Below are 12,525 nucleotides of genomic sequence, written 5' to 3' on the forward strand. Positions count from 1 at the left end.
GGTCCGCTTCCCAGAGCCTCGCCGCCAGGAGGGCGAATCCCGCCACCTGCGGGGTCATGAGATCCCAGTCCCTCGCGGCGCCCAGCTTGCGGTCGAGAAGCAGAAACGGCGCGAGGAACGCCGCGACCTGGATCGCCAGGAAGGCGATCTCGGGCTCCCGAAGCCGCGCGAGCAGGGCCCGCCGCTTCGAGACGATGAGCCAGCCGGTCACGGGCGCGACGAGGAGCAGCCAGTTGGCGACATCCTTGAGATGACGCAGGCCGAGGAGCCCGTGAGGGCCGGTGAGGCCGATCAGCATCTGCCGCTGATTCTTGCTCTCGATGAAGTCGCGCCGGAACCACCCCGCGTCATACCCGAGGGCAAGGTGGATCGCGATCGCGGCCGCGGGAAGCGCCAGGGCCGGGAGGAGAATCTGGAGCGGCCAGGCCGGACGCCTCTTCCTCCGCGCTCCGGGGAAGAAGACCAGAAGGAGAAGGGCGGGAAGGGCGAAGACCGCCGTCGTGTGAAAGAAGAAGGCGATCCCGTAGAAGAGGCCGGGGACCCAAGGCGGGCACTCGCCGCGTTGCGCCATCGCGCCCGTCCAGAGGAAGCCGAGCATCCCGATCGACAGGTAGGCGTACGATTCCACATAGCCGCAGTAAATGAGCGTCGGGGCCGCGAGGATGAAGAGCGAGAAGGTGAGCATCTTCCCGGCCGGGTTCATCCGGGCGCGCCGCAAGATGAGAAGCGCCGTCAGCGCCGCCAGAAACCCCGCGATCCAGCTTCCCCACCGGTAGATCTGGAACGAGACCTCCTTGGAGCCCGCCTTCCCGATCGCGGTCAGCGCGAGCCGGTGGAGGAGGTAATCCATCATGTCGTGGATGCGGAACGGATTCCCGAGGCCCGCCAGCTCGCCGACGAGAACCCCATCGCCGAGAAGGCGGGTCGGCGTCGTCAGGAGGACGAAGGCGGCGCACAGGATGGCCGCCGCGAGGAACGCCGGGAGAGGAGATCGACCGAACAGCGCGGCCGCCAGCCTATCGAAGAGCAGCCTGTCGAGCGCGCGATGCAGAGGGGGGATGAGAAGCGCCGCCCACGCGGCGAGTAGGATCGCGACGCTCCACCAGGGAATGTACGCCGCGTGATGAAATCCCCACGAGAGCGTCGCCGGCAGGAATCGCCCGATCACCGGGAGCAGGCCGAGGGCGAGAAGGCCCGCGATGGGCAGAAGTCTCATCGCGCGTGATTATGCCCGAATGAGGCGATTGCAGGCTACTACGGCCTTCGCGATGGCAGGAGTTGAGAGGAGTGAGGGCGGATCGGAATGGACTCGCGACTGGCTTCGGTGTATCCTTGTTTCGCAGTGGAGCGGCACGGTGCGACGGTTGACGGATAACGACTTCTCCGAAGGCTCCACTCCCTGACTGTGAGCTGAGAGGGCCACACGCTGGCCGGCCGAAGAGCAGCGGAGGCGGCACATGACTTGCAGAATCTACCCGACCGTTCTTCTCGCGAGTTTCCTGATCGTGGCGGCCGTCGCAACCTCGGTGGAGGGAGCGCCGGCTGAGCCCGCCTCGGGAAGCCCGCATCGCTACCCTTCCGAGAGCGATCTTGTCGAGGTGCTCTTCGTCCCCGACTCGAGAGTGCGTCTGCGTGACGGCGTCCTCGTCGATCTGGACGCGAAGGCGCTCACGGGGATGGATGAGCTACTCCGCAGTCTCGACAGTCACGAGTGGTCCCGCGTCTGCGACGTTCCCGAGCAAACTCTCGATGACATCCATGCGAGAGGTGCGGCGAACGCCGGGAAGGATGTCTACAACCTGAACAACATCTACCGTCTGCGACTCGAGGGTCGGTCGCGACCCGTCGATGTCTGGGCTTTCTGCCGGGAACTCGAGGCGCTACCTGGCGTCCTGCGCGCGTATCCCGTTCCTCTCCCCATGCCGCCTCCGGTTCCGCCCGATTACGAGCCGTTCGGTCAAGGGGGATATCTCGGCTCGTCCTCCTGGACGCCCGCGGGTATCGACGCCTGGTATGCCTGGACATGGCCGGGCGGAAGCGGAAACGGGGTGACCCTCTGCGAGATCGAGTACAGCTGGAACTACGGCCACTCCGACGTGAGCCAAGCCCCGAATTCCCAGATCAACTCAAATGTCTCCGATCCGTTCAACGACGACAACCACGGAACCGCCATCATCGGGGGATTGGTGTCCGATGACAACACCCCCAACTGGGGCACGAAGGGAATCTGCTACGGCGCGAGGCTCCTCACATGCGGATCCTACTTCGGCCCCAATCAGCCGAGCTGGAACGTCCCCGGAGCCCTCGCCGTTGCTATCGCGAACCTGGCTCCTGGGGATGTGATCCTCATCGAGCAACAGTGGGAATACAGCTATCCCCTGGGCTACTACATACCGATCGAGTGGTGGGGATCCTCTGCCAATGAGTGGCCCTGGGTTCAGTGGTACAACGGGGTCTACGCGGCGATTGAGAATGCCATCTCCCTCGGAATCCATGTCGTTGAGTGCGGCGGCAACGGAAACGTCAACACCGACGACCTGCAGTGGTATGGCGACTCCGGAGCCATCATCGTAGGCGCGGGCGCAGTCTATCCTGGCGCGCCCTATTCCGGTTTCGACGATCGCGAGCGTCTTCCCTTCTCGAGCTACGGCACGCGGTTCAACCTCCAAGGGTGGGGCGAGAATGTCGTCACGACCGGCTACGGAGACCTGTACAGCTCCGAAGGACGGAATCTCTTCTACACGAATACATTCTCTGGCACATCGAGCGCGGGAATGATGGTCGCCGGAGCTGTCGCTTGCTACGCGGGCTACTATCTGGCCAATGTCTCGCCGACTCCTCTAGATCCTCTCGCAATGCGCGCGCTTCTCACCGAGACAGGCACTCCTCAGGTTCCGACCCCCGGGGGGGGAGGAAACATCGGCCCCCGTCCGAATCTCAGGGCGGCCATTCTGTTCAACCAGTACGAGTGGGGGGATGCGCCGGAGACGGCGCTGGCCTACCCGGGCAGCGGGGCCATCGGGACATTCCCGACATGCTCGACCGTCGGGCCGCCTGGGCCTTCATTCGTTCGCCACGCGCCCGCCCAGCAGGCCTTCTTCGGACCGGCGGTTGATTTCGAGACCGACGGTAACGCCGGCAACTGCCCCCAGTATCCGCCATATGACGCCGACGAGTGTTGGAGTGACGGCGACGCGGGCCTCATCAGGCCCGCTGCCTACACTATCGACCCGTCCCTGAACGTCGTCCCGTGCAACACCGCACAGACGGGGAGTCTCGGCCGGATCTGCTGGGCCGGACTCTGGGGTCCGGCCTTGGACGTCTTCGTGACCAATGGGGCCCAAGCCGATAGATACGTCAACATGCTCGTGGACTGGAACCAGGACGGCGTATGGCAGGGCTCCTCGCAGTGCGCGACGGGACTGGTGGCTCTCGAACACATGCTGGTGAACCTTCCGGTCCCTCCCGGCTACTCGGGACCGCTGTCAACCCTCTATCCTCGGATCTACCTGATCGGCCCCAACGCCGGATTCGTATGGACGCGCTTCACGATCAGCGACCTTCCGGTCCCGCAGGACTGGAACGGAGTCGGCGACTTCGCCGACGGCGAGACCGAGGACTACCTCTTGAGAGTGGATACTCGAGAGCCCTACCTCGAGATGGGAGACGCCCCCGAGGGAGCGCTGGCGTATCCGGACCAGGGCGTCATCGGAGGTTTCCCGACCTGCCAGAATGCAGGGCCCGCGGGGGTCGTCGCGCACACGATGACCAGCGGGAGGGTCTATCTCGGTCAGGGCCTCGATCTCGAGATCGAGGGGAATGCCAGCAACTGCCCGAACTTCCCACCGTATGACGCAGACGAGTGCGCGAATGACGCCGACGCGGGATTGCTCCGGCCTCCCGCATACACGATCAGCAACGTCGGGGGCGTGACTCCCTGTTCGATGGGTCAGACCGGCGCCATCGGCTACACCTGCCGGACGGCGGTCTGGGGGCGGGATATCGACATCACCGTCACGAATCTCGAGGAACAGCTCGACATCTTCCTCAATGTCCTCATCGACTGGGACCAGAATGGCATGTGGGGAGGGGCATCTACTTGTCCAGGCGGACCCGCGCCCGAGCACGTGGTCGTCGATCTCTGGATCCCGCCTGGATACAGCGGGCCTCTTTCCGCCGTCGGCGTCCCCGACTTCCTGATAGGTCCCAACCGCGGCTTCGTCTGGACCCGCTTCACGATCAGCGACGCTGCCGTCGGTGCCGGATGGGATGGCACAGGACGCTTCGACGATGGCGAGACATCGGACTTCCTCCTCGCTGTCGATCGGGATCCCACGGACATCGAAGAAGCTGTGCCCGAGCGCACGAGCGCGACGCGATTCCTGACGATCCATCCCAACCCGTTCGGCCAGATGAGCACGATCTCTCTGGAGGTTGCGGTGGCCGGAGAGGTGAAGGTCACGATCCATGACCCCGCCGGGCGGCGCGTGCGCACCCTTGTCGATGGGGCAAGACCCGCAGGGCCTCTTCCCTTGTCCTGGGACGGTCGGGACGACGCCGGCAACCAGCTTTCGAGCGGAATCTACTTCGTACGAGCCAGAGCTGTCGGTGAGACCCAAGCGAGCCCGATCATCTTTCTCCGGTCGATCCAGACACGATGAGATTGGAAACCCATGGGCTTCCCCGCATCATCGCGTGGGCCCCGCGAGATGATGCGGGGATCCCCAAGATGCCCGGAGGAGCGCTGGTGGATTCACGAGCTCGGAATCAGAGCGCTTCAAGTATCTTTAGCGGCCGAACGAAGACCGAGAACCCGCTGAACTCAAGATCTTCAACCCAATCGCGCTCTTCTTCCACGGCACGGTTCTTGGCATAGTCGTATCGGAGTGTGCCGTAGTCCTTGATACTCAAAGCCAAACCCCACCCTGTCGTCCGGGAGCTGTAGAGGTCCCACTCTTCATCGCGGATCTTCCCCCTGCGGATGGTCAACATGTTCGCGAAACAGAGCTCCCAGCCGTCGGAGTGGTCCCTGTAGAGATCCCGGATCTCATCGGTCCTCCAATCCTGTCCGTGCGAGACGACTCTGTCCCCCGCCATCCCCAACGAAAAGAGGGGCGTGATGCTGGCGGCCATCCACTCCGCTCCCGCACGCCGCAACGCAGATCGCAGTGATGGAGGAAGGCCGGTTGCGACCCGGACGGACCAACCCTCCCTGATGAATTTCGTTGCGGTCCACCGTTCACCATCCGAGTACCTCGTCTCCGCTTGGCGGTAGTTCTGCACCGCCTGACCGTAGCCGGCTTCCACGCGAACACCGCCCAGATAGGGCGTCAGCACCCTGTCGAGCGCCGGGACCAGCCCCCTGTAGTCCACCGAGTTGTACGGAGTCAACCTCAAGAGATACCCCTTGTCCCGTGTCGACAACGCGGCCGTCCAGTCACCGGGTGGACTTCCGGGACGAAGTGCCCAGTGCGGCGCAAAGAAGACCTCGACCTCGTTGAAGCGAATCCCGAGGGACAGGTCCGCAAACCTATGAACTCGCGGGATGCCGGTCCCTGCGCGGCGGAGAACGCTGTCGGCGAATGTGGCCAAGCTGATCCCGGCGCCCCAGGAGTCGACCTCTTCCCAGTAGGTATATTCCGGTCCGGTTCCGGCGTAGCAGAGCGAATCCACCCACCTGCATGACGCTATTGGAATCTCCCACCTCGTCCCGCCCAGAGCATCGACGGGGCGACCATCGAGCGCGATACCCAGCCCCCACGCGCCAAGCGTGAGATGATCCGATGAGTGTCGATCATCGTGTCCGAAATCGAAGCTATCCCCCGCAAATCGAATCCCATCGTGATAGGCGAGCAGGGCCGGATTGGCCCAGTAATTGGGATTGCCGTCCCAGAAGACCGCCGTCGATGCCCCGGCACGACCGCGGGCAATCGGGGAGGAATCGAACGTCTGGACAAGTTGGCCCGAGGCGACGGAGTGAAGCGCCAGAGTCAGGAGTCCAAACGTTGGAACCAGCCGGCAGTGGATTCCGCGCACAGCGTTGCCCCCCTTGTTGCTCTCTCCGACCGCTGGATCGAAACGTAATCCGTCCTGAGACATGCATCGGACGTGAGAGCGACCGTGACTTCGGATTCAGGTGAAGATTCACCACCCGGCTACGGAAGTTACCTGCATGCCGGGAAGTGTGCAAGGGGAAGGGGAATATCCCCCGCGCGGGCGGCCCGTGCATCTACTTCTTGGCCGCGAACGCCTGCTGCACCGTCGCCTCGGCGACCCGCTTCTCGAACCAGCGGATGTAGCGGCGCTCCCCTTCCCCGCGCCTGCGGAGGGCCTCGCGGGCCGTCTTGTGCAGGAGATAGGAGGCTCCCTCCCTCAGGCCCCCGCCGGGTGTCGCCAGCGCGTCGGGGATTTCGAGGTAGACCGGCGGCGCGTCGACGAGGATCCGATCCCGGGCGAGAGCGAAGATGTCGCAGCTCCGCTCCCCCATCGGGACCAGGCCGCGGGCCTGCAGCAGGTGGACAAGCTCGTGGGCGATCGTCTGGTAGTTGAGTCCCCTCGGATTGAGCCAGATCGCCGGCTCCTCCAGGCTCGCGTAGCCATGCACTCCTCGGGCGAGGCCGATGCGGAGCCAGGTCCCCTCCAGTTCGGGAAAGTAGCTCAGGGCGATGCGGACCATCCGCAGGATCTTCGCGCGCGAGGGGTGATCGCGCAGCGCCCGCGTCAGGATGTGCCCTTCCGCCCCGGGAACGGGCGGCTCCGCGAGGGCAGAGAAACTGAGCTGCAGGACTCCCTGCTCGCCGGAGTTGGATGGCGGCGCCATGCCGCCAGTGTAGCGAACCGCTCCCGACCAAGCACACGTGCGCATCGATCCTCCCCGACCGTCGGCTCCCCCCGTATCCCAGGCCGACGGCAGCGCAAGAAGCAAGCCCCGGGCCTATGCGCGCGGCACGCATGCTCCACCTGCCATGAATCGCCGGGCTGGTTCGAGCGGTGCGCCGCAGCGAGCTGCGCTATGCGCCGAGTGGAGGCGCACCCGAGGACCCAAGCCCGGCGGGCATCCTGGGAGCCCTGCGGGGATTGCGAAGCCCCGCGCCGCGAACGCGAACCTAGCGGGGCGTAGGGAACCGTCGGGGTCCCAGGAGATTCCTCGGGGACTCGAGGCACCTCGCCGCAGGATGCGTCTCACCGCTTGGCATGCCCCAGCCCCTGCCCTATCGTCTCGCCGGGGCGCGGCAGGGAGAAACGGAGGACGCGCATGGCCGAGGAACCGAGAAAGACGCCCGAGCAGATCGAGCGGGAATGGTACGAGAACGTCTACAAGGGCGCGGGCGACAGCATGAAGCAGCTCACCGTCCGCGCGGTCGTGATGGGGAGCTTCCTCGGCTCCATCATGTCCCTGACGAATCTCTACATCGGCCTGAAGACCGGTTGGGGCCTCGGGGTGGCGATCACATCCTGCATCCTCTCCTACGCCATCTGGAAGGGGCTGCGCGCCGCGTTCCCGTTCTGGCTGAAGACCGACTTCACCATCCTCGAGAACAACTGCATGCAATCGACCGCCTCGGCCGCCGGCTACTCGGTCGGCGGGACGATCGTCTCCGCGATCGCGGCGATGCTGATGATCACGGGAACCCACATGAGCTACTGGGTTCTGCTCGGCTGGAACATCTTCCTCGGGATCATCGGCGTCGTCATGGCCGTGCCGATGAAGCGGCAGATGATCAACATCGAGCAGCTGAAGTTCCCGAGCGGGATCGCCGCCGCGGAGACGCTGCGCAGCCTGCATTCCTCCGGCGCCGGGGCCGTCCGCAAGGCGCGCGCCCTCGGCCTGGCCGGCCTCTCTGGCGCGCTCGTCGCCTGGTTCCGTGACGCGACCTTCCGCTTCATGCCCTTCAACATGCCGGCGAGCCTCCCCTTCGGAAACCTCTCGATCTCGGGCATTCCCCTGCAACGCTTGACTCTCTCTTGGGACATGGGGCTCATCATGATCGCGGCCGGCGCCATCATCGGATTCCGCACCGCATGGAGCATGCTCCTCGGCGCCCTCGTCAACTACGCGATCCTGGTCCCCGCGATGGTCCAGCGGGGCGTCATCTACGCGAGCAACCCCGAGGCCGGCGTCGTCTTCCGCGACATGACTCGGTGGAGCCTCTGGATCGGCGTGTCGATGATGGTCGTCTCGAGCTTCGTCGCCCTCTCCTTCCACGCCAGGACGATCGGGCGGGCCTTCATGGGCCTGGTCACGATCTTCACGGGCGGACCGAAGGCGAAGCGCGACGATCCGCTGGCGAAGATCGAGGTCCCCTCGAGCTGGTTCATCACGATCTTCCTGATCGGGATGGCCGGAGTGGTCATCATGCAGGCGGTCTTCTGGGACATCCCCGTCTACATGGGAATCCTGTCCGTCCTGCTCACATTCGTCCTCTCGGTGGTGGCGTGTCGCGCGACCGGCGAGACCGACATCACGCCCGTCGGCGCGCTCGGCAAGGTCACGCAGCTCACCTACGGAGTGATCGCCCCGAGCAACATGACGACCAACATCATGACCGCGTCCGTGACGGCGAACGCGTCGGGTTGCGCCGCCGATCTGCTGGTCGACCTGAAGAGCGGCTACATCCTCGGCGCGAACGCGCGCAAGCAGTTCATCGCCCAGTTCATCGGCCTCTTCCCCGGGGCCTTCGTCATCGGGGCCGCCTGGATCCTCCTCGTCCCCAACGCCGAGGCGCTCGGCACCGACAAGTTCCCGGCCCCCGCGGCGCAGGTCTGGCGCGGAGTCGCGGAGCTTCTCTCGAAGGGGATCAGCTCCCTCCATCCCACGGCGCGCGTCGGCGCTCTCATCGGAGGGATCCTCGGTCTCGCCATCCCCCTCGCCGAGCGCGGTTTTCCGCGATACCGGAAGTACATTCCTTCGGCCATGGGCCTCGGGCTCGCCTTCGTGATCCAGGGATTCAACGCCATCTCCATGTTCGTGGGGGCCCTGATCGTCCTCATGCTGGGGCACTGGTACCGCAGGGTCTCGGAGGACTACACGATTCCCGTCGCTTCGGGGATCATCGCGGGCGAAAGCATCATGGCCGTCATCACGAGCGTCCTGGGCGCCCTGGGAGTGCCGCAGAAGTAGCCGAGCCTTGTTTCGCGCCGTGGGCCGACGGGTTCCCGAAGCCCCGCGCCGCGAACGCGAACCCAGCGGGGCGGGGGGAACCCGTGGGCCCCGGACACTCGACCGGCGCCGGGGATTCGCTTGCCGGGACGAACCCCCCTGCAGTACCCTTTTACGGTCCCCTGGAAGCTAAGGAATGATCGCGACGCACCCGCCCATCTTGCGGATCCTCCGGATCCACTATCTCATCCAGGGCCGCAGCTACCCGAATGTTCCGGGTCTCGCGCGGCTCCTGGAGGCGTCACGCCGCACCATCCAGAGGGACATCGACTTCCTGCGCGACCAGCTCGGCGCGCCGCTCGCCTTCAATCCGATCGAGAACGGCTACGAGTACACCCAGGATGGGTTCACCCTGCCGGAGATCAAGATGACCGAGGGGGAGATTCTCGCCCTCATGGTCGCGGACAGGGCCCTTGGCGCCTATCGGGGGACCGAGTCGGAGGAGATGCTCCGCCGGCTGATCGAAAAGGCGGTCCTCGCCCTGGGCGAGAGCCGCACGGTCTCCCCGGAGAAGATCGCCGAGACCTATTCCTTCATGCACTCGGCCCCTCCCGCCCGCGTGAACGCCCCCGTGTTCGCGGTCATCGAGAAGGCGATCCGCAACCGCGAGACGATCGAGATCACCTACCACACGCAGAGCCGCGCGACCACCTCCCGCCGCAACGTCGATCCGTACCACCTGGCGAACGTGGACGGGGACTGGTATCTGCTCGCCTTCTGCCACCGCAGACAGCAGATCCGGACCTTCAAGCCCGCCCGCATCCGCAAGGCGCGTCCGACGGGCGTCACTTTCGTTCCGCGGGCGTGCGACCCCGAGGAGTTCCTGAGGACCAAGCTGCGGGCGATGGGCGGGGACAGGATCTTCGAGGCGGTCGTGCGGTTCGACGCGAGCCTCGCCGGCCACATCCTGGAGAGGGATTGGTCGAACGGCTACAAGGTGCAGACCCTGATGAACGGCGGGGTCGAGCTCTCCTTCCGCAGCGAGAACGCCGACGCGCTCATTCGCTGGTGCCTGAGCTGGGGCACCGGGGCGGAGGTGATCTCCCCGTCCTGGGCCCGCAGGCGGGCGCGGCAGATCCTGAGGCAGCTCAGCCGGCGCTACGAGGGACGCGTGCGCCCGGCCCGGACCGCCGAGAGGCGGCACCGCCCTCCGTCCCGCCCTCCGTCCGAGTAGCCGGCCCTTCGCGCCCCGCGCGGCGCGATCTCGGCCAGGCTCGAGGTGGGGCCGACCGTTTCTCCCGACTCATACCAGGCGATCAAGTCAAAGCCCGATTGGAGGTAGTCCGATGATCAACGCGACGCAGCTCAAGGTCGGCAACATCGTGATGTACAACGCCGAGCCGCACCGGATCACGAAGCTCATCCACATCACGCCGGGGAACTGGCGTGGGATGGTCCAGACCCAGATGGTCAACTTGCGAAACGGCAACCGATACGAGTACCGCTACCGCTCGGACGAGAAGGTCGAGGTCCTCACCCTCGAGACTCACCCGCTCAAATACATGTACCGCCAGGGGGACGACTTCCACTTCATGAACACCGAAACCTACGACATCATGACCCTGACCGCGGACGTCCTGGGAGACGCCGTCCAGTACATGATCGAGGAGCTGGAGGTCACCGCCCACTACTACGGAGGCGCCCCGGTGTCGATCGAAGTCCCGAACTTCGTCGTCCTGAAGATCGCCGAAACGGAGCCCACCCTGAAGGGAGCGACAGTCACTTCCTCTCCCAAGCGGGCGGTGACGGACACGGGACTGGAGATCAGGGTCCCCCAATTCATCGATGTCGGCGATTCGGTCCGAATCGACACCCGCGACGGGAGTTTCGTGGAAAGAGCTTAAGCCCCTGACCGATCGGGCCGATCGAGACAAGGCACGGGCGCGGGCGGCCCGGGCGGGGCGATCTCTCCGCGGGGATGCAACCGGTTGGATACGCGGGAGTTAGACCCGGCGGCCGCCTCCAGGTCCTTGAGAATTGGGGCTTTACAACCGCCGTCCCGCCCGCTATACTATGTATCGACTTCGAACGCCCCTAAAACGCGTTAGGGGGCGTCCGATGTTCTGCTAGCAGAAACGCAACGACTGTGTCTTTGGAGGTACCTATGCGTCTTGCTTCTGTCTTGTTCTCACTGCTGCTGTTCGGCCTCCTGGCCGGTGTGGCGCTTGCCGATCCCAACGCTCCCGCGGAGGAGAAGGAGTGGCAGCTCTACGTCGACCCGACTCGGGCGATCATCCCCGAGGTCGAGCCGAACAACACCTGTCCCGGCCAGACCGTGGCCTGCGGCGACGTTGTCGACCCGGCGACGATCGCGACCAGCACGGATGTCGACTGGTACACCGTTTACAACGTCATCGGTGGTACGATCCTGACGTTCGCCACCGACAACGGCTCCAACTGCGGTGCCCCCTACCTCACGGACAGCTACATCGAGCTCTATTACAACTGCGGCACGACCCGGGTTGCCTATGACGACGACAGCGGCCCCGGGTACTACTCGTTGCTCACCTACACCGTTCCCGCCGGCTCTCCCGGCAACTACAGCCTGAAGGTGCGCGGCTACAGCGCGAGCTACACCGGCTGCTACAAGCTGTCGATCACCTGCGCCGGTCCGCCCCCCAACGATAGGTGCGACGGTGCGTTTCCTTGGCAGCGCTGCTCCAGCGGCACAGTCAACGGAACGACCGTCGGCGCGGTAAACGACTACAGCCCGCAGCCACCGTCGCCGGGGTGCACAGGCTATCCCGCCACAGGCGGCGACGTCACCTACCGCCTGGATCTGCAGCGGGGCGATGTGGTCACCGTGACTTACACGACCCCGAACCACGACGGATCGATCTACATGGTGACAGACTGCGCCAACCCCGGCGCCACCTGCGTGATCGGCGACGACGATCCCGAGCCCGAGACCTGGACCTATACGGCTCTCACTGCCGGGACGTACTACGTGATCGCTGACGGGTACAGTGCATCGGGTCCGTTCACGCTGGACTGGTCGATCACCTGTCCGTCTCCTGGCGCCTGCTGCAACCTGGCGACGGGCGCGTGCTACTACATCCTGCAGACCGACTGCGTGCCGCCGATGGAGTGGTACGGCGGTCCCTGCGGGCCGAACAACGAGCCGTGTCCGCAGCCGCCGCCTCTGGGCGCCTGCTGCTTCGAGGACGGCCACTGCGAGCTGCTGACGCAGGCTCAGTGCGACGCCGCTCCGGGCCACATTGCCTGGCTGGGCCAGGGAACGGTCTGCGAGCCGGTCAATCCGTGTCCGCAGCCGGGCGCTTGCTGCGACCTGGCGACGGGCGCCTGCTACTTCGTTCTCGAGCAGTTCTGCGCGCCGCCGCTGGTCTGGTTCGGCGGCCCCTGCC

General features: G+C 65.3%; 8 protein-coding genes. 5 read left to right on the top strand and 3 right to left on the bottom strand.

The window, feature by feature from the left end; translation table 11 throughout:
• Positions 1-1,216: hypothetical protein (locus FJY88_08150; GenBank protein MBM3287304.1), on the bottom strand; the 1,216-nt coding region annotated here is incomplete at its 3' end.
• A gap of 241 nt (positions 1,217-1,457) precedes the next feature.
• Between FJY88_08150 and FJY88_08155 the strand changes: the two genes are divergently transcribed.
• Positions 1,458-4,661: a hypothetical protein gene (locus FJY88_08155; protein MBM3287305.1), complete on the top strand. Its 3,204-nt coding sequence runs from the start codon at positions 1,458-1,460 to the stop codon at positions 4,659-4,661.
• Between the two features lie 106 nt (positions 4,662-4,767).
• On the opposite strand, the gene FJY88_08160 is transcribed toward FJY88_08155, so the two are convergent.
• On the bottom strand, positions 4,768-6,099 hold the full coding sequence (locus FJY88_08160; protein ID MBM3287306.1) for a hypothetical protein: 1,332 nt from the start codon (positions 6,097-6,099) through the stop codon (positions 4,768-4,770).
• Between the two features lie 130 nt (positions 6,100-6,229).
• Positions 6,230-6,865, bottom strand: coding sequence for a hypothetical protein (locus tag FJY88_08165; protein ID MBM3287307.1), 636 nt, complete (start codon positions 6,863-6,865; stop codon positions 6,230-6,232).
• A 390-nt stretch (positions 6,866-7,255) separates the two neighbouring features.
• On the opposite strand from FJY88_08165, the gene FJY88_08170 reads away from it, so the two are divergent.
• The 4 genes from FJY88_08170 to FJY88_08185 all read left to right on the top strand — a co-directional run.
• Positions 7,256-9,121, top strand: coding sequence for an OPT family oligopeptide transporter (locus tag FJY88_08170; protein MBM3287308.1), 1,866 nt, complete (start codon positions 7,256-7,258; stop codon positions 9,119-9,121).
• A gap of 175 nt (positions 9,122-9,296) precedes the next feature.
• A complete protein-coding gene (locus FJY88_08175; GenBank protein ID MBM3287309.1) occupies positions 9,297-10,334 on the top strand; it encodes a YafY family transcriptional regulator in 1,038 nt (345 codons plus the stop codon).
• Between the two features lie 112 nt (positions 10,335-10,446).
• Positions 10,447-11,004: an elongation factor P gene (efp, locus tag FJY88_08180; GenBank protein ID MBM3287310.1), complete on the top strand. Its 558-nt coding sequence runs from the start codon at positions 10,447-10,449 to the stop codon at positions 11,002-11,004.
• Between the two features lie 260 nt (positions 11,005-11,264).
• Positions 11,265-12,525 (top strand): hypothetical protein (locus FJY88_08185; protein ID MBM3287311.1); only part of this gene is annotated, 1,261 nt, incomplete at its 3' end.

It is taken from the genome of Candidatus Eisenbacteria bacterium (genome assembly GCA_016867495.1).
In the GTDB taxonomy this organism is placed as follows: domain Bacteria; phylum Eisenbacteria; class RBG-16-71-46; order CAIMUX01; family VGJL01; genus VGJL01.

Bases quoted from the DNA above. Each gene is read 5' to 3' on its own strand.
- FJY88_08155 (MBM3287305.1), top strand. From the start codon at position 1,458: ATGACTTGCAGAATCTACCCGACCGTTCTTCTCGCGAGTTTCCTGATC.
- FJY88_08160 (MBM3287306.1), bottom strand. From the start codon at position 6,099: ATGTCTCAGGACGGATTACGTTTCGATCCAGCGGTCGGAGAGAGCAAC.
- FJY88_08165 (MBM3287307.1), bottom strand. From the start codon at position 6,865: ATGCGCACGTGTGCTTGGTCGGGAGCGGTTCGCTACACTGGCGGCATG.
- FJY88_08170 (MBM3287308.1), top strand. From the start codon at position 7,256: ATGGCCGAGGAACCGAGAAAGACGCCCGAGCAGATCGAGCGGGAATGG.
- FJY88_08175 (MBM3287309.1), top strand. From the start codon at position 9,297: ATGATCGCGACGCACCCGCCCATCTTGCGGATCCTCCGGATCCACTAT.
- efp (MBM3287310.1), top strand. From the start codon at position 10,447: ATGATCAACGCGACGCAGCTCAAGGTCGGCAACATCGTGATGTACAAC.